The 17,209-nt window shown below is 64.8% G+C and carries 19 protein-coding genes and 1 pseudogene; 6 read left to right on the plus strand and 14 right to left on the minus strand.

The features are described 5' to 3' along the window. Positions 1–53 precede the first annotated feature (53 nt). Both AB4Y34_RS33760 and AB4Y34_RS33765 read left to right on the plus strand, forming a co-directional pair. On the plus strand, positions 54–812 hold the full coding sequence (locus AB4Y34_RS33760; protein ID WP_368718510.1) for a Mut7-C RNAse domain-containing protein: 759 nt from the start codon (positions 54–56) through the stop codon (positions 810–812). Positions 813–865: 53 nt separating this feature from the next. Further along, positions 866–1,144, plus strand: coding sequence for a hypothetical protein (locus tag AB4Y34_RS33765; protein WP_176110069.1), 279 nt, complete (start codon positions 866–868; stop codon positions 1,142–1,144). Positions 1,145–1,297: 153 nt separating this feature from the next. On the opposite strand, the gene AB4Y34_RS33770 is transcribed toward AB4Y34_RS33765, so the two are convergent. Together AB4Y34_RS33770 and AB4Y34_RS33775 are read right to left on the minus strand one after the other, a co-directional pair. After that, positions 1,298–1,507 (minus strand): hypothetical protein, encoded by a 210-nt coding sequence (locus tag AB4Y34_RS33770; protein ID WP_018432578.1) that lies wholly within the window; start codon positions 1,505–1,507, stop codon positions 1,298–1,300. A 270-nt stretch (positions 1,508–1,777) separates the two neighbouring features. After that, the gene (locus AB4Y34_RS33775; protein ID WP_368718511.1) at positions 1,778–2,530 is read right to left on the minus strand and encodes an IclR family transcriptional regulator C-terminal domain-containing protein; all 753 of its coding nucleotides are present in this window, start codon (positions 2,528–2,530) and stop codon (positions 1,778–1,780) included. 235 nt (positions 2,531–2,765) lie between these two features. On the opposite strand from AB4Y34_RS33775, the gene AB4Y34_RS33780 reads away from it, so the two are divergent. After that, on the plus strand, positions 2,766–3,695 hold the full coding sequence (locus AB4Y34_RS33780) for a DMT family transporter (protein ID WP_368718512.1): 930 nt from the start codon (positions 2,766–2,768) through the stop codon (positions 3,693–3,695). A gap of 78 nt (positions 3,696–3,773) precedes the next feature. Here AB4Y34_RS33780 and AB4Y34_RS33785 read toward each other — a convergent pair whose 3' ends face one another. The 4 genes and pseudogenes from AB4Y34_RS33785 to AB4Y34_RS33800 all read right to left on the minus strand — a co-directional run. After that, positions 3,774–4,025 carry a hypothetical protein gene (locus tag AB4Y34_RS33785; RefSeq protein ID WP_176110066.1) on the minus strand — a complete coding sequence of 84 codons (252 nt, stop codon included), beginning with the start codon at positions 4,023–4,025 and terminating at the stop codon, positions 3,774–3,776. A 757-nt stretch (positions 4,026–4,782) separates the two neighbouring features. After that, positions 4,783–5,652 (minus strand): DUF2242 domain-containing protein, encoded by an 870-nt coding sequence (locus tag AB4Y34_RS33790; RefSeq protein WP_368718513.1) that lies wholly within the window; start codon positions 5,650–5,652, stop codon positions 4,783–4,785. A gap of 197 nt (positions 5,653–5,849) precedes the next feature. Next, positions 5,850–6,527: a lytic transglycosylase domain-containing protein gene (locus AB4Y34_RS33795; protein ID WP_368718514.1), complete on the minus strand. Its 678-nt coding sequence runs from the start codon at positions 6,525–6,527 to the stop codon at positions 5,850–5,852. A gap of 175 nt (positions 6,528–6,702) precedes the next feature. Continuing rightward, positions 6,703–6,905, minus strand: a pseudogene (locus tag AB4Y34_RS33800) (cytochrome-c peroxidase); the annotation flags it as partial. Between the two features lie 109 nt (positions 6,906–7,014). On the opposite strand from AB4Y34_RS33800, the gene AB4Y34_RS33805 reads away from it, so the two are divergent. Next, complete coding sequence (locus AB4Y34_RS33805) at positions 7,015–7,275, plus strand: DUF6723 family protein (RefSeq protein ID WP_176124588.1); 261 nt, start codon at positions 7,015–7,017, stop codon at positions 7,273–7,275. A gap of 49 nt (positions 7,276–7,324) precedes the next feature. Here AB4Y34_RS33805 and AB4Y34_RS33810 read toward each other — a convergent pair whose 3' ends face one another. The 6 genes from AB4Y34_RS33810 to AB4Y34_RS33835 all read right to left on the minus strand — a co-directional run bounded on the left by AB4Y34_RS33810 (position 7,325) and on the right by AB4Y34_RS33835 (position 13,825). Further along, positions 7,325–7,924 carry a rhomboid family intramembrane serine protease gene (locus AB4Y34_RS33810; protein WP_368718515.1) on the minus strand — a complete coding sequence of 200 codons (600 nt, stop codon included), beginning with the start codon at positions 7,922–7,924 and terminating at the stop codon, positions 7,325–7,327. 200 nt (positions 7,925–8,124) lie between these two features. Beyond that, positions 8,125–9,942: a glutamine--fructose-6-phosphate transaminase (isomerizing) gene (gene glmS / locus AB4Y34_RS33815; protein ID WP_368718516.1), complete on the minus strand. Its 1,818-nt coding sequence runs from the start codon at positions 9,940–9,942 to the stop codon at positions 8,125–8,127. 59 nt (positions 9,943–10,001) lie between these two features. Beyond that, complete coding sequence (gene glmU / locus AB4Y34_RS33820) at positions 10,002–11,363, minus strand: bifunctional UDP-N-acetylglucosamine diphosphorylase/glucosamine-1-phosphate N-acetyltransferase GlmU (protein ID WP_176380106.1); 1,362 nt, start codon at positions 11,361–11,363, stop codon at positions 10,002–10,004. A gap of 141 nt (positions 11,364–11,504) precedes the next feature. Next, complete coding sequence (gene ttcA, locus AB4Y34_RS33825; protein ID WP_176380105.1) at positions 11,505–12,506, minus strand: tRNA 2-thiocytidine(32) synthetase TtcA; 1,002 nt, start codon at positions 12,504–12,506, stop codon at positions 11,505–11,507. Positions 12,507–12,509: 3 nt separating this feature from the next. Next, a complete protein-coding gene (locus AB4Y34_RS33830) occupies positions 12,510–12,905 on the minus strand; it encodes a dihydroneopterin aldolase (RefSeq protein WP_013090805.1) in 396 nt (131 codons plus the stop codon). Between the two features lie 92 nt (positions 12,906–12,997). Next, entirely contained in the window at positions 12,998–13,825 is an 828-nt protein-coding gene (locus AB4Y34_RS33835) for an SDR family oxidoreductase (RefSeq protein WP_176124573.1), read from the minus strand. A 13-nt stretch (positions 13,826–13,838) separates the two neighbouring features. Between AB4Y34_RS33835 and AB4Y34_RS33840 the strand changes: the two genes are divergently transcribed. Next, positions 13,839–15,041, plus strand: coding sequence for a class I SAM-dependent methyltransferase (locus tag AB4Y34_RS33840; RefSeq protein WP_368718517.1), 1,203 nt, complete (start codon positions 13,839–13,841; stop codon positions 15,039–15,041). A gap of 31 nt (positions 15,042–15,072) precedes the next feature. After that, complete coding sequence (locus tag AB4Y34_RS33845) at positions 15,073–15,267, plus strand: DUF2905 domain-containing protein (protein WP_013090808.1); 195 nt, start codon at positions 15,073–15,075, stop codon at positions 15,265–15,267. 31 nt (positions 15,268–15,298) lie between these two features. Here the strand turns inward: AB4Y34_RS33845 and AB4Y34_RS33850 are convergent, their stop codons facing one another. Both AB4Y34_RS33850 and AB4Y34_RS33855 read right to left on the minus strand, forming a co-directional pair. Further along, a complete protein-coding gene (locus AB4Y34_RS33850) occupies positions 15,299–16,531 on the minus strand; it encodes a multifunctional CCA addition/repair protein (RefSeq protein ID WP_368718518.1) in 1,233 nt (410 codons plus the stop codon). Beyond that, positions 16,528–17,181 carry a glutathione S-transferase family protein gene (locus AB4Y34_RS33855; RefSeq protein WP_176380102.1) on the minus strand — a complete coding sequence of 218 codons (654 nt, stop codon included), beginning with the start codon at positions 17,179–17,181 and terminating at the stop codon, positions 16,528–16,530. Before AB4Y34_RS33855 ends, AB4Y34_RS33850 begins: the two co-directional genes overlap by 4 nt. Between the last annotated feature and the right edge of the window lie 28 nt (positions 17,182–17,209).

Below are 17,209 nucleotides of genomic sequence, written 5' to 3' on the forward strand. Positions count from 1 at the left end.
TCATGCGACACGCGCAGGACAACACACCGCCCCGGCGGTGCGATACTGCGGGCATGGTCACTGCGACATTCCGCTTCTACGAGGAGCTGAACGACTTCATCGCCCGGCCGCTGCGCCGGCGCGCGTTCATCTGCGTCTGCGCGCGCGACGCGACGACCAAGCACATGATCGAAGTGCTCGGTGTGCCGCATACCGAGGTCGAGCTGATCCTCGTGAACGGCGAGTCGGTCGGTTTCGATTATCCGCTCGCCGACGGCGACCGCGTCGCGGTCTATCCAAAGTTCGAGGCGCTCGACATCCAGCCGCTGCTGCGTGTGCGCGAGCGTCCGTTGCGCGTGATGCGGTTCATCGCCGACGCGCATCTCGGCGGCCTCGCGCCGCTATTGCGGCTCGCGGGCTTCGATACGCTGTATGACAACCACTTTCCCGACGCCGATATCGAGGCGCTCGCCGCCGCGCAACAGCGCATCGTGCTAACGCGCGACCGCGAGCTGCTCAAACGCCGCAACATCACGCATGGCTGCTATGTGCGCGCGCTGCGGCCGCGCGAGCAGTTACGCGAAGTGTTCGAGCGGCTCGATCTCGCGCGCAGCGCGCAACCGTTCCGGCTATGCCTGGTATGCAACGCACCGCTGCGGCGAATCGGGCGCGAGGAAGCCGGCCCGCGTGTGCCGCACGGCGTGCTGCAGCGGCATAGCCGCTTCGTCACCTGCGATGTATGCGGACGGGTGTTCTGGGAAGGCACGCATTGGCAGAGGATGCGTGCGTTGATGGACAGCGTCTCCGCCAGCGCGCCGGAGCGAGTCGGCTGACGTCGCGCGCTTGCGTACAATGCGGGTTGATCTATTTGGCAGAGGCCTTTCCGATGGCGATGAAAAAAACCGACCTTGAAAAGAACAAGGCGCTGAAACTGGGCAACGCGATGAAGCAGGCGGCCGCGAACCGCGGCGGCAAGAACGCGGCGACGGAGCCGAAAGTCGACCGGCGCGAGCAGCGCAAGCTCGATCAGGCGCAAGGCCTCGTCCCGTTTGCGTGCAAGCTCAATAGCGGGCTGGTGGAAGAATTGAAAACGCGCGCCGCCACGCATCCGGACGGCCTGAACGGGCTGCTCGATGAAGTGATCCGGCGCGGGCTCGCGGGCTGATCCTCCCGCGCGCAATATTCGCCGCAAAAGCAAAAAGGCCAGAGCTCGCGCTCTGGCCTTTTTGCTTTTGCAACGCATCTGCCTTCGCCGGCTGCATCGACCGGCAAGCGGCCCGGTGCAGCGGTATGGCACGCCCGACGAGCGGGCGTCGGCTTAGTTCTGCGTGCCCTTGTCGTTCGTGCCAGCGGCCGAAGCTGCAGCGGAAACGTGTGCCTTCTTGCCGTGGGTCTTCAGTTGCTTGATGTGGTGCTTCTTCGGTGCGCTTGCTGCTTCCGTAGCTGCGGCATCCGATGCCTGTGCGAAAGCCTGAACGGAAACGAGTGCGATCGAAGCGGCTGCGAGCGAGACGATAACTTTTTTCATGTGTTGATCCCCAAACCAGACGACTTAGTCAATGTGAATGAATACAACAGCTGCACGGTAGAGCGGGCCGGACTTCGAGGCGCCTTGTGCTCCCCGCGGGAGAGTATTACCCAAGCGTAGGCGGTTTGTCATGCGCAAAACTCGATATGTATTTTCCGGGAGACAGCCTGCTTTCAGCGTGCTTGCATCGACCTGCAAGTTGCACCAGGGACACTACCAACTCCCCCGTGAAGCCACCTGCCGCGCGCCTCGCCGACCGCTTCGCCGCGCTCAAAGAAGGTTCCGCAGCAGGCTCGCGGTCTCCTGCAGCGCCGGCAAAACGCGGTGCAGCGCGGCGTTCGCCGACTCCTCGCCGATCGGCATGCTGACGCTGATCGCCGCGACCACCGTACCGTGCCGGTCGCGCAACGGCACCGCGACGCCGCGCACCCCGATCTCGAGCTGCTGGTCGGTGACCACGTAGCCGTTGCGGCGGATTTCGCCGAGCACTTCCCTGAGCCGGTCGACCGTCGAATAGGTGTACGGCGTAAAAACCTTGATCGGATACGACGCGAGCCACGGGTCGATGCTGTCGGGCGGCTGAAACGCGAGCAGCACGAGCCCCGCCGACGATAACGGCGCCGGCGCGCGCGAGCCGGTCACGAAGCCGACCGCCATCGCCCGATTCACGCCGTTGCGCGCGACGTACACGACGTCGTGTTCGTCGAGGATCGCAACCAGCGCGGTTTCCTGCACGGTCGCGGTGATCCGCTGCAGGAACGGCTGCACCGTGCGCGGCAGCCGCGCCGAATCGAGGTAAGACTGCCCGAGCCGCAGCACGCGGGGTGCGAGCCAGAAAAGCTTGCCGTCGGTGTCGACGTAGCCGAGCTCGCGCAGCGTCAGCAGATAGCGGCGTGCGGCCGTCCGTGACAGGCCGGCGCGCGCGGCAACCATCGTCGGCGTCATGCGCGCGTGTTCTTCGTCGAATGCTTCGATGATCGCGAGCGCCTTCGCGGCGCCCGCGATCCAGTCCTTGTCGTCCATTTCGTTTGCTCGTGGAAGGAGCCAGGGGTCGCGGTCCGGTTTGCAAGTCGCCTCATCACGGCGGTCCGCACGGCGGCGACCGCGGCCGTTGCGCGATTATCGCGCGGCTCGCGGGCTTTGCCTGCCCGGCGCGCGAGGCCCGCGTATCATGTGAGCGATTCCTTACGGGCTGCGCACCGCGTGGCGCGCCCTTGCGGCTTCCCAGCCCGATCCACACGACAAAACAGAACAAACCTTGAATCCCGACACCCGCCAACACCTGCGCGCGAACGTGCTAATGCTGATCGCCGCGATGATCTGGGGCTCCGCGTTCGTCGCGCAGCGACTGAGCCTCGATACGATCGGCCCGTTCCTGTTCACCGGCCTGCGCTTTTTGCTCGGCGGGCTCGTCGTGCTGACGATGATCGTCTGCGTGCGCCGCCCGGCGCTCGCCGAACTGACGAAGCGCGCGCCTGGCGGCGCCCGCGAACTGCTTGGCGCGGGCGGGCTGCTCGGTGTCGTGCTGGCCGTGTCGATCTCGCTGCAGCAGATCGGCCTGCAGTACACGAAGATCGCCAACGCGGGCTTCATAAGTTCGCTGTATGTGGTGATCGTGCCGCTGCTCGGCGTGCTGTTTCGCCACCGGACCGGCCTAGGTACATGGCTTGGCGCGCTGCTCGCGGCCGTTGGCATGTACTTCCTGAGCGTCGACGAGCACTTCTCGATGCTGTATGGCGACTGGTATCAGCTCGCCGGGGCGCTGGTGATTTCCGCACAGATGATGCTGGTCGGCCGCTTCGCGGCGCGCCACGACACGCTGATGCTCGCGCTCGTGCAGTTCGTGACCTGTGGGCTCGTGTGTCTGTCGATTGGCCTCGTCGTCGAGCCCGTTAGCGCCGCGGTAATTGTGCGAGCCGCGCCGACGATCGCGTACGGCGGTGCATTATCGGTGGGCGTCGCGTATACGATCCAGGTGGTCGCGCAGCGCTATGCGGCGCCTTCGCACGCGGCGGTGATTTTCAGCATGGAAGGCGTGTTCGCGGCGTTCGCGGGCTGGCTCGTGCTCGGTGAGACGCTGACGGCGCGCGCATTGTTCGGCTGTGCGCTGATGCTCGCGGGATTGATCGTGTGTCAGGTACTGCCGGGCTGGAAACGCGCCCGGCAGCGTGCTCCGCAGGGGTTGTGACTGACAGCGGTTAAAACGATTCGACGCCGACGCTCGGTGCGCGACGCGCACCGGCAGGCGTCTTGCCCATTCGCCCAACTATGCCGCGCGCGGATGAGCGAATAGGCTCGGCGTATCGGCGGTCGGCGGAAACACACACCAGCAGCCGTCGTCGTGCCGAAAGAAGAACAAACCGCGCGCGCCCTCTTCCGACGAAGTTTCCACCCGCACATAACGCCGCCCGCCGGTGCGCGTGCGGCTGAACTCCGTCACGTGAACCGGCTCCGCCGGCGATGGCGAAAGCCACTTGTCGACCAGAAACCGCAACGACTGTTCGCTCGCGGTTCTCATGATCTGCTCCGGAACAGCTTGTCGCGCTGCGCATTGCGCGCGGACTCGGGACTGTCGTCGTCGCGAGTGGTGTCGCCGTTCTCGGCAGCCTCGGCGGCTGCCAGCGCCATCATCCGATTGGTTGCGGCCGCCCGCAACGATCTGCAATGGGCCGCATGTCGAAGGTCCGACAGAAGACGGACTAGCTGTCGTGCTGATCTGCGTTTCATACATCCCCCGCACTGCACCAGAAACCTCACAAAGCACTTTAACTCTATGCCGGATTGTTCGCTGGGCAAATGGTTTTTGACGAAATAGCAACAGTTGCGCTTGCAATAAGAAGGCGCGCAATCTTCGTACCGCGTCATCAATGTGCGCGTTCGGTAGCCGAAATTCTGTGCGTTGGCGAGCGCTTCGCATCGCGCGAAGCGCAGGTGCGGGCAGCGGTTATCCACAGCGACCTCTGAATAACTTCGGGATAGCACGACGAACAGCCTGTGCGCGAAATCTTGATAAAGCCGGGGTCGGTTAACGCGTGTTCGAACTTATCCCAGCTATGTAGTTTTTCTACCGACGTGTTCCGCAGGGTTATCGGTTTCGCATGATGTTGAAGCGGCGGGACATTTGCGACTTATCCACAGAATCGGCTAACCCTTGTTAACTACTACTACGTATGTATACGTATCAAGTAAACACCATAAGGTGAATCTTGCTGCGCGCCTGAATCAAAGGCTGATCGGATCTTGATCAGCCTCGATGCGAAAGCCGCTGCGCGCTGTCACGGCACCAGAGACGCCGTGCCGCTCGCGGGTTCGATCGCAGCGGCCTGGCCAATCGGGTCGGTTGGTTGGACCGGAGAGGATGGCGACGGCGTCGTGAGCGAAACCGGTGCGGGCGCGGTTATCTGCACTGGGGCGGGCGCTGATTGGACCGCTTGAACCGCAGATGGCTGCGTCGCCTGACCCGACACTGCCGGCGTCGCCTGAACGGCAGCGGGAGTCGTCGCCGGTACCGGCTTGGGGACCGGATCAGGAATCGTCAGCTGGAGCGGCGTGGCTACCTGCATTGGCAGCGTGCGCGTTTCGATCGAGCTGCTCGTCACCGGCTGCGTACGCACGACGGTCTGCAAGTAGTGATCGACGAGCCTGAAAAAGCGGTCGTAGAACTTCCCAGACGGGATCGTTTCGCTCGAGATCTTCACCATCGCGTCGCTATTCGAGCGAATCGGCAGCGACAGCGAACCGAGCACGCTGAGCCCGACGCTCGCCGACGTATCGCTCTTCTTCAACGCGAAGCCGTTCTGCACCGCGTTCACATAAACGATGCTGGTATTGGCCGCCTCTTCGCCGGGCGTGCAGACGACGTGAAATTCGACGACCACGTGTGAATCGCCGGTCGGTTGAAAATTCTTCGTGCCGTCGACGGTATCGGGGCGCGACATCGTCGTCAGATAGCCTTGACTCAGCAGTGCGCGGCGCGCGGCTTCGCAGCTATCGCCGGTACTCGAATTAAAATTGCGCGCGTACGGGCTGGCGCCGGTTTCGAACAGTTCCTGCGTGAACTTGGGTTGCGGCGTGCTGCTGCATGCCGTGAGCGCGAGCAGCCCGAACAGGGCCGCGGCGGTGGTGCGGGAGAAGGGGGTCTGCATGATCAGGTGCAAGAAGCGCCTCGTGAGCGCGAATGGGAATGCATTGTAGAGCGGGCAGCGCTATGTGCGTAAAAAGCGTGCAAGCCGGAGCCCGAACCCCATTACGTCATGTAACACAGCACATCAACTAGATGCACGCCGCCCGACCTTCGCAGCACGTACGGGCGAAAACGGGAGTAAAAGCCGCGCCGGCGCGCCTAGTACGATGTCGTGCGCGTCGAGCCCGCTGTCGCGGCCGAACTCGACCCTGAGGCCGCGGCAGCCCCGCTCGCCGCAGGTGCCACAGGTGTAGTGAGCGCCGCCGGTAGGCTGAACGCGTCGGCCCACGGGTTCACACCGGCGCAACGATCCGCCTCGCACGACGCGGACCGCCCGGCGGCTCCTGAAGCGCCGTCCGCGGGCGTCGCAACCGCCGCGAAATCTTCGATGCGCAGATTCACCTTCTGCGCATAGGCCTTCGAGCCGCCATAGCTCCTCAGTGCCGTATTCAGATCGCCGTTCGCCGAGCGCATGTAGCCGTATAGGATCGCCGAACCGGCTTCGATGTTCGCACCCGGTTCGGTCAGGTCCTTCACGTTGCGCAGCAGCCCGCGGTGCGCCTGCGGCACGACCTGCATCAGCCCCGTCGCGCCATTGGCGCCGCGAGCCTTTTCCTTGAAACGGGATTCGATCGAGATGATGGCGAGCAGCAGCGCCGGAGGGAGGGAGTATTTGTTGGCGGCGGATTGCACCGCGTCGGAGATCTTTTGAGCTTTTTCTTTGCCCACACCGAATTTCTGCGTCAGGTATGCCGATATTCGGTCGGTGTTTTCGTCGGCCGCCGCGGTTTGCGCGAGGCCGAGCGAAAGCACGATCAGACAAAGTAACCGGCTCATGGTGGACGTCAGGGAAGCAAAGATCCGCGCATTATAGCTCCGCGGTGCACTACGGAGCCTTTATTCGAGAGTTTTTGTCTTTTAAATCAAGGATGACCAGAACTCTTCGCATTTTGGGATCCGCTTGTTTGACCGCTTCGGTCTTCAGGTCATAGCCGTCGGTCAGCGTTGCGAGGAACGCGGTGAAGAGCGGATGGGCTCCGCTCACGCCCGGCTGGTGGATATGACAGGACGCGCAATTGCCGCCGGCGGGGTCGTCGAACAGCCTTTGCCTCGCAACTCTTGTGCAGTTAGTTGCACTTTTCTGTCGAGGTAGCAATCGAACTTGCTCGTGTACGGATGAGAGCTCGGGTCATCGCGCTCGAAGCGCTCGATCGCGTGGCGAGGGGGCCGCTCGCTTCATCGTTCGCGCGGATTTGAGACAATGCACGTCCGCCGTGCGCATCGCGTTGCGCACCGCCTCGATGAACAACCGATGTTTTCAGCTATGAGCAAGACCGCGTTTATTCCCAGCGTCCCGGGCACATCGGACGACGACTTCGAGATTTCGGCGAGCGCGAAGATGGCCGGCTACCGGCGCTTCTTTGGCGTGTTGAAGGTCGTGCGCACGACCGACGGCCGCGTGCTGTTTCCGTTCGACGGCGCGCCGGAACTCGGCCCGCATCCGAGCCGCGTCGAAGCACTCGCGGCCGCGCAGGTGTATGGCGAACACATCGTCGCGAGCGATCTGGCGCGGCCGGAGTTGTAGGCCGGGACGCCCCGAACCGGGTCCATTCCAACGAACGGCGAGGTCTCCATCAGCGCGCCCGCACCCGGCGCGCAGCCCCAGCCCCCGAGCGTGCCGCGAGCACACCGCCGATCACGCCGCCGATATGGCTCTGCCATGACACATCGGGATAGATCGGCAGCACACCGAACAGCAAACTCAGACCGTAGCTGCCGACCACGACTAGAGCCACGAGGATCGACGCCAGATTGCGCGTGTAGTAGCCGCGTGCGACCAGGTAACCCGCATAGCCGAACACCAGTCCACTCGCGCCGATATGCACCGAATACGGCGCGCCGAACAGCCACGCGCAAAGACCGGCGCCGAGCATTGCGCCGATGGTCGCGCGCCAGAAGCCCCCGATGTGCGGCCACGTACACAGCCAGCCCAGTACGACGAGCCCGCTCGTGTTGGCCGCGATATGCCCGACGCTCGCATGCAGCCACGGTGCGAACAGAATCCCTTGCGAGCCGCCAAACGTACGCGGCACGACACCGTGTTCGTCCAGATGCAGGAACGGCAACGCAACCGACAGAAAGAACACGGCCCACATCGAACCGACGAACAGCGCGATCAGTACGACTCGCGACTTGAGCTTCTCGGTGAGCGTGTTGCGAGATGAGGTCTTCATGGTGACGTGGCCACGGAATGTCGACAGAGGGTAGTCGATGTGGCGTCGTCACGTCGAGGCATCGTGGAACGACAGATGCCGATTTGAGCGGTGGATGTTTCGTCAGCCGCACCGCACCGAATGGCGGTGCGGCTGATTTGGCGGGAGCCGGCGGCCCGGTTCGTCGCCGCCGCCGTGTCGTTACGTCTTCTGCTTCGTCGTCACTCCACCGTCACCGACTTCGCCAGATTGCGCGGCTTATCCACATCCGTGCCACGCGCACACGCGGTGTGATACGCGAGCAACTGCAGCGGCACCACGTGCAGGATCGGCGACAGCAAGCCATAGTGCTCCGGCATCCGGATCACATGCAGCCCTTCGCCGTTGACGATCTTCGTATCCGCATCGGCGAACACATACAGCTCGCCGCCGCGCGCGCGCACTTCCTGGATGTTCGACTTCAGCTTTTCGAGCAGCGCGTCATTCGGCGCAACCGTCACCACCGGCATCGCTTCGGTCACGAGCGCCAACGGCCCGTGCTTCAGCTCGCCAGCCGGATACGCCTCGGCGTGGATATACGAAATTTCCTTGAGCTTCAGCGCGCCTTCGAGCGCGATCGGATAATGCATGCCGCGTCCGAGAAACAATGCGTGTTCCTTGCGCGAAAACTCCTCCGACCAGGCGATGATCTGCGGCTCCAGCGCGAGCACGCTGTTCAGCGCGGCCGGCAGGTGGCGCAACTGCTTCAGATAACTCGCTTCCTGCTCGTCGCTCAAACGTCCGCGCAGCTTCGCGAGCGTTGCCGCCAGCGTGAACAGTGCGACCAGCTGCGTCGTGAATGCCTTGGTCGACGCGACGCCGATCTCGCGGCCCGCATGCGTGAGGAACGACAACTCGGTCTGCCGCACCATCGCGCTCGTGCCGACGTTGCAGATCGCGAGCGTGTGCGGGTGGCCGAGTTCCTGCGCGTGCTTGAGCGCCGCGAGCGTGTCGGCGGTTTCGCCCGACTGCGAGATCACCACCACCAGCGACTTCGGATTCGGCACCGACTCGCGATAGCGATACTCGCTCGCGATCTCGACCTGAGTCGGAATCTTCGCGACCGATTCGAGCCAGTACTTGGCGGTGAGTCCCGAGTAGTAGCTCGTGCCGCACGCGAGAATCAGCAGGCTGTCGATGTCCGCGAACACCTGGCGCGCGCCTTCGCCGAAGATCGACGCATCGAACGCGTCGGCTTGCGGAATCGTGTCGGTGATCGCGCGCGGCTGCTCGAAGATTTCCTTCTGCATGAAGTGGCGATACGGGCCGAGTTCGACCGCGCCGCCATAGGCCGCGACCTGACGCACCTCGCGTTGCGCGATCTCGCCCTGGCGATCGGCGATGCGCACGCCATCGAGCGACAGTTCGCACACGTCGCCTTCCTCGAGGAAGATGAAGCGCTCGGTGCTGCCGGCGAGCGCGAGCGCGTCCGAGGCCAGGAAGTTTTCACCGTCGCCGAGTCCGACCACGAGCGGCGAGCCCTGGCGGGCGCCGACCACCGTATGCGGCTGGTCCTTATGCTGCACCGCGATCGCATACGCGCCGTGCAGTTGTGCGATGGCTTCGCGCACCGCGGCGAACAGGTCGCCGCGATACAGGCTATGGATCAGGTGAGCAATAACCTCGGTGTCAGTTTGCGACACGAACTCATAACCCTTGCCACGAAGCATTTCGCGCAAGGTCTCGTAGTTCTCGATGATGCCGTTGTGTACCAACGCCAGCGCGTCGCGCGAGAAGATCGGGTGCGCGTTATCGGTGACCGGCGCGCCATGCGTGGCCCAGCGTGTATGCGCGATGCCCGTCACGCCTTCGAGGTGACCTTCGCGCACCTGAGCGTCGAGGTCGGCGACGCGCGCGACGCTGCGTGCGCGGCTCGGCCCGCGAGCGCCGAGCACGGCGACGCCGCACGAATCGTAGCCGCGATATTCGAGACGTCGCAGTCCTTCGATCAGGACGGGAACGATATTACGTTGCGCAACCGCGCCGACAATGCCGCACATGGTGTATTCCTTTTCAGTGCCGAATTCAGTGAGCGCGCCTCGTGGGCACGCCATATCGATCAGCTTTTCTTTTTGACTGGGCGCACGTAGCCCGTCTTGCTCGTCTGGGTTTTATCGTTCAACACCAGCGCATTCGCGGCGACGTCTTTCCACACCGTGGTGCCGGCCGCGATCGTCGCGCCGCGCTGGACGCGCACCGGTGCGACCAGTTGCGTGTCCGAGCCGACGAACACGTCGTCCTCGATCACGGTGCGGAATTTATTGGCGCCGTCGTAGTTGCAGGTGATCGTGCCCGCGCCGATATTCACGCGCGCACCGACATCCGCGTCGCCGATGTAGCTGAGGTGGTTGGCTTTCGAGCCATGACCGAGCACAGCGTTCTTGATCTCGACGAAGTTCCCTACATGAGACTCGTCTTGCAGCGCCGCGCCTGTGCGCAAGCGCGCATACGGACCGACAACGGCTTTCGCGCCCACTTCCGCGCCTTCGATGTGCGTGAACGCATCGACCCGCGTACCCGCGCCGATTCGCGCGTTGCGAATCACGCAGTTCGGCCCGATGCTGACGTTGTCAGCGAGCGACACGCTGCCTTCGAACACGCAGTTGACGTCGATCGATACGTCGCGGCCGCATTCGAGCGTGCCGCGCACGTCGACGCGCGCGGGGTCGGCGAGCGTCACGCCCGCGACGAGCAGCGCGTCGGCGACGTTGCGCTGATGAATCCGCTCGAGTTCGGCGAGTTGCTGCTTGCTGTTGACGCCGAGCGTTTCCCACTCGTCGTCGGGCTGCGTGGTGACGACTTCGAGGCCGGCTTCGATCGCCATCTCGACCGCGTCGGTCAGATAGAACTCGCCTTGCGCGTTGTCGTTCTTGAGCGCCGCGAGCCAGCCGGCAAGGCGCGCGGTCGGCGCGACGATGATGCCGGTGTTGATTTCAGCGATCTTCAGCTGCTCCGGATTTGCGTCCTTCTGCTCGACGATGCGCTGCACGTTGCCATGCTGATCGCGCACGATGCGGCCGTAGCCGTTCGGGTCGTCGAGCGTGACCGTGAGTACGCCGTAGCCGTCCTGCCCGGCGCGCTCTGTCAGTGCGCGCAGCGTTTGCGCGCGCGTGAGCGGCACGTCGCCATAGAGCACCAGCGTGGGCAACGAAAGATCGAGCAACGGCAGCGCCTGCTGCACCGCGTGGCCGGTGCCGAGCTGTTGCTCCTGCACCGCGAACTGGATATCGGGCGCCGCGACGGCTTCGCGCACGGCTTCGGCGCCGTGGCCGATCACGACGATCAGGCGCGCGGGCCTCAGCGCGCGGGCGGTGTCGATGACATGAGCGAGGAGCGGCCGGCCGGCCAGAGGATGGAGCACCTTGGGAAGCGCGGACCGCATGCGCTTGCCGGTACCTGCCGCCAAAATGACGATGTTCATGGCGTCGGCAAATAGACGAGTTTGGAGCGCACGATTCTATCATGCTGCACCTGCAAAAAAGGCCGCAGACGCGGCCTCGGCAGGGCGTGCAAGCCAGCCGAAAACCGCCCGAATGCCGCCAAAACAAGCAGTTTTCGCTCTCTACAGGTCGTCGAACTGGACCAGCGGAATAGTCTTCGGGCCGGTGAGCGGTGCACCTTCGTCGCCGCTCGAGCACGGTTCTTCGTCGAACGCGATGTCGCCTTGCGGGTCGGCCTCACCGGTCGCGCGCAACCCCGCGAACGGAAACAGCTGGTGATCCATCAGATGCGACGGCACTACGTTCGACAGCGCGTTGAACATGTTCTCGATGCGACCCGGGAAACGCTTTTCCCAGTCGCGGACCAGCGCCTTCATTTCCGCGCGCTTCAGGTTCGGTTGGCTACCGCACAGATTGCACGGAATGATCGGGAATTCGCGCAGCTCCGCGTACTTCTCCAGATCGGTTTCCTTCACGTAGGCAAGCGGCCGGATCACGATGTTCTTGCCGTCGTCCGATTGCAGCTTGGGCGGCATGCCCTTCAGCTTGCCGCCGTAGAACAGATTCAGCAGCAGCGTCTGCAGGATGTCGTCGCGATGATGGCCGAGCGCGATCTTGGTCGCGCCGAGCTCGCCGGCGACGCGATACAGGATGCCGCGCCGCAGCCGCGAGCACAGCGAGCAGGTGGTCTTGCCCTCCGGCACGAGCCGCTTGACGATGCTGTAGGTGTCCTGGTTCTCGATGTGGAACGGGATGTCGAGCTGGGTCAGATACTCGGGCAGCACGTGCTCGGGGAAGCCCGGCTGCTTCTGGTCGAGGTTGACCGCGACGATGTCGAAATTGATCGGCGCGCGCTCGCGCAGCCGCATCAGGATGTCGAGCATCGCGTAGCTGTCTTTGCCGCCCGACAGGCACACCATCACCTTGTCGCCGTCCTCGATCATGTTGTAGTCGCCGATCGCCTGGCCGACCTGGCGCGCGAGGCGCTTGAACAGCTTGTTGTTCTCGTACGCTTCCTTCTGCTCGCGGCGCGTGAGCGGCGATTTCGGGGCGCGCGCGGCGTTCGGGGCCGTGGTGGCCTCGGCGGCCGGGTTGCCTGCGTTCAGCATTTCCGGTGCATTCATCGCTCAATCCTCCTTGATGCGGAAGACTTCGACACCGACCGCATCGCAGTCCGGATACACGTCCGGCTTCTCGGTCGACACGCGCGCGCCGCGCACCTGCGGATGTTCGAGCATCACGCGCACGAGGTCGTCGCACAGCGTTTCCTGCAGATGAATATGGCCTTGCGACACGCGCTTGGCGATCGTCGAGCGCATGAAGTCGTAGTCGACGACTTCGGTGAGCTTGTCGTGAACCGGCGTGGACATCGCGAGCGGCACGAACAGTTCGACGTTGATCACGACGCGCTGCTCGCCGCGCTTTTCGAAGTCGTGCACGCCGATGTTGATATGCACTTCGTAATTGCGCAGAAACAGCCGGCGGCAATCGGCGAGCCGGGGGTGCGAAAGAGCGGCAAACATGTTCGTTCCAGTCAAAAAAGCGTGCGGGGCACGCAAAGGGGCACTTCGTCGCACGCGACGGCCGCCTCGGCAAGGCCGGCCGCCCGCACGTATCAGGCGCCCGTCAAAAACATTACATCGCGCGGCAGCGGCACGAGATGCTGCCCGCCGTCGACCACCAGCGTCGTTCCGGTGACGCCGGCTGCATCCGCGAGATACAGCGCGGCGGCGACGATATCCTCGGGCCGCGACGCACGGCCGAGAGGCGTCATACGGTGGGCCGCCTCGAACCCGTGCTGGGTCTGGTCGCCCGATTGCATCGTCAGGCCAGGCGCGAGCCCGACCACCCGGACCTTCGGCGCGAGCGCCTGGGCGAGCGCGACCGTCGCGGTCTGCAGCGCCGCCTTCGACAGCGTGTACGACAGATAGTCCGGGTTCATGTTGTACAGCTTCTGATCCAGCACATTGATGACCACGCTGCGCTGGCTTTCGTCGCGCAACGCGGCATCGGGCGTCGCGTCGTAAAGCATGCGCGCGAGCACCAGCGGCGCGCCGACGTTCATCGCGGTCAGCTTCAGCAGCAGGTCGTAGCCGACGTCGCGCGCCGTATCTTCCTCGAAGCGCGACGCGTTGTTGACGATGCACGACGGCCGCCCGAGCGCCGCGGCACAGTCCGGCAGCAGCCGCGCGACCTGCGCCTCGTCACCGAGCTCGGCGTGCAGCGCGACCGCGCGGCGGCCCAGCGCGACGATCTGCGCGACCACTTCGTCGGCGTCCTCACGCGAGGCGCCATAGTGCACCGCCACGTCCCAGCCGCGTGCGGCAAAGCCGAGCGCGAGCGCGCGCCCGATGCGGCGCGCGGCGCCGGTAATCAGCACGACGCGGGGCGGTTCAGTCGGCGCTTCGGCCGCGCGGGCAGCGATGTCCGGAGAAACGGTCATTTACAATGCGGGGATGAATCCGAAAGCTCACCAACCCGATAGTTTACCTGCTCCCGGCCCGAGCGCGCTCGCGCAGTCCGACGCGCTCGTCGCCGAGATCCGCGCCCAGCTCGACGCGGCCGGCGGCTGGCTGCCGTTCGACCGCTACATGGAGCGCGCTTTGTACGCGCCGGGGCTCGGCTACTACAGCGGCGGTGCACGCAAATTCGGCCTGCGCGCCGACGATGGCAGCGACTTCGTCACCGCGCCGGAATTGTCACCGCTGTTCGCCGCGACGCTCGCGCGCCCGGTCGCGGAAGCGTTGGAGGCGAGCGGCACGCGCGAGGTGATGGAGTTCGGCGCCGGCACCGGCAAGCTCGCCGCGGGGCTGCTCAATGCGCTGGACACCCTCGGCGCCGAATTCGACAGCTATTCGATCGTCGATCTGTCGGGTGAGCTGCGCGAGCGGCAGCGCGAAACGATCGCGGCGGCCGCGCCCGCGCTGCTCGCCAAAGTGCGCTGGCTCGACGCATTGCCGGAGCGCTTCGAAGGCGTGGTGATCGGCAATGAGGTGCTCGATGCGATGCCGGTGCGGCTCTTCGCGCAAAACGGCGGTGTCTGGCACGAGCGCGGCGTGGTCTGGCGCGACGGCGCATTCGCATTCGACGACCGCCCCGTCGCGGCCGCCGCGGACCGCGCGCTGCTGATCGAAATCGATACTGATCGCGAGAACGCCGGCGACGGCTACGTGACCGAAACGCACGAAGCCGCCCGCGCTTTCACGCGCACCATCTGCACGATGCTCGCGCGCGGCGCGATCTTGCTGATCGACTACGGCTTTCCGCGCCACGAGTACTACCACGACCAGCGCGCGCAGGGCACGCTGATGTGCCACTACCGGCATCGCGCGCACGGCGACCCGTTCCTGTACCCCGGTCTGCAGGACATCACCGCGCACGTCGAATTCACTGGCATCGCCGAGGCGGGCGTCGACACCGGCGCGGATCTGCTCGGCTTCACTTCGCAAGCGCGCTTCCTGCTGAACGCGGGCGTCACCGAGGTGCTCGGCGAAATCGATCCCGCCGACACCAGGCGTTTTCTGCCCGCGGCCAACGCGATACAGAAGCTGCTGTCCGAGGCGGAGATGGGCGAACTCTTCAAGGTGATCGCGTTTTCACGCGGACTCGACGATACGTTGCGCGCCTTTTCGAGCGGCGACCGCTCGCATACGCTGTGATTGTGAAACCGCTCCGGTTCGAGGACTCGCGATGATTCGCTGGCTGTTGACTACCTTCGTCGCCGTCGCGGTGCTGTCGTCGTGCTGGCCGTGGCTGCGGAAGCTCGGCATCGGCCGGATGCCCGGCGACGTGACCTTGCGGCTGTTCGGCCGCGAGTATCCGTTTCCGTTCATGTCGACGCTGGTGCTGTCGATTCTGTTGTCGCTGTTGGCGCGAGTGTTATAGGCACCGCGCGCCGCTTCACGTTAGCACCGCTTCAGGCAAGCGCCGCTTGCACCGCGCGCACCCGCTCCTCATGCACGGCGTCCTTGATGCCGGCCGGTGCATCGGCGAGCCGCTTGGCCACCGCTCCCGCATCCACGCCTCGCGCGGCCACCAGCGCCACCCTCAGCCGCTCGGCCTGCGGGTACTCGCTCATCTCGAGGCCGAGCCGCCCGCGCGCATCGGACTCGCAGGCCTGCAGCGCCTCGGCGAAGCGCGCCGGCTTCCTGATCGCGTCGCTGCGCTCGAGCAGGCGCACCAGTGCCGCCGCCCCCATCTCCATCACGCGATGAATGTTGCCGTGCTCGCGCGCGACCAGCATCGCCAGATCGCGGCATTCATTTGGCACGCGCAGCCGCTCGCACAGCGGCTTCAGCAGATCGACGCTGCGGCCCTCGTGGCCGATGTGCCGCGGCAGTTGCTCCTCGGGCGTGGTCGCCTTGCCGAGGTCGTGCGTCAGCGCCGCGAAGCGCACCGGCAGCGTGTAGCGCTGCTGCGCGGCATGGTCCAGCACCATCATCACGTGAACACCGGTATCGACTTCGGGGTGATAGTCGGCGCGCTGCGGCACGCCGAACAACGCATCGATCTCCGGCAGAATCCGCGCGAGCGCGCCGCAGTCGCGCAGCACGTCGAACATCCGCGACGGCTTCTTCTCCATCAGTCCGCGCGATACTTCCTGCCACACGCGCTCGGCCACCAGTGCATCGGCTTCACCGTCGGCGACCATCTCGCGCATCAGCGCCAGCGTTTCCGGCGCGACCGTGAAATCGACGAAGCGTGCCGCGAAACGCGCGATGCGCAGAATCCGCACCGGATCTTCGAGGAACGCATCGCTGACATGGCGAAAGAGCCGCGCCCGCAAGTCAGCCTGGCCGTTGAACGGATCGATGACGGGGCCGGTCAGCGCACCGTCCGGGCGCACCTCGCGCGCCATCGCGTTGATCGTCAGATCGCGGCGCGCGAGGTCTTCTTCGAGCGTCACGTCGGGCGCATAAAAAAACTGGAAGCCGTGATAACCGGCCGCCGTCTTGCGCTCGGTGCGCGCGAGCGCGTACTCCTCGTGCGTCTGCGGATGCAGGAATACCGGAAAGTCCTTGCCCACCGGCCGATAGCCCTGCGCGACCATCTGCTCGGGCGTCGCGCCCACCACCACATAGTCGCGGTCCTGCACCGGTACGCCGAGCAGCTCGTCGCGGACCGCGCCACCTACTGCATAGATATTCATGGGCATTCGTCTTGATAGGCGATCGCGTGCGTTTCACGGCGCGAGGCATCGATCCATGCGTTGACCGCAGGCAGCTTGGTAAGCCGCTCGACATAGGCGACCGAGGTCTCCGACAACGCCGGCTTCCACGTGTTGAAGCGCATTGCGACCGGCGCGTACATCGCGTCGGCAATGCCGAATTCGCCGAACAGGAACGGACCGCCGTAGGTGTCGAGGCAGTCGCGCCAGATCGTCTCGATCCGCGCGATGTCGGCGAGCGCGCCCGGCGTCGCGTTCTTGCCCGGGAACGACGCACGGATGTTCATCCACATCTTCGAGCGCAATTCGCCGAAGCCGGAATGCATCTCGGCGCTGACGCTGCGCGCATGCGCGCGCGCCGCCGCGTCACGCGGCCACAGCGCGTGTTGGGCAAAGCGCTCGGCGAGCGTTTCGGCGATCGCGAGCGAATCCCACACGGCCTGCCCCGCGTCGTCGATCAGGCACGGCACCTTGCCCGGTCCGCGCGGTGCCTGAGCGTGGATCTTCGCATTCGTGTCCGCTTCGTTTAGCAGGATCAGTTCCTCGTCGAACGGAATGCCGAAGTGCGTGAGCAGCAGCCACGGACGCATCGACCACGACGAATAGTTCTTGTCACCAATCAGCAGTTTCATGCTTGTTATCAGGGAGTGGGAAAAAGGT

It is taken from the genome of Paraburkholderia sp. BR10954, assembly GCF_040965775.1.
GTDB classification, from domain to species: domain Bacteria; phylum Pseudomonadota; class Gammaproteobacteria; order Burkholderiales; family Burkholderiaceae; genus Paraburkholderia; species Paraburkholderia youngii.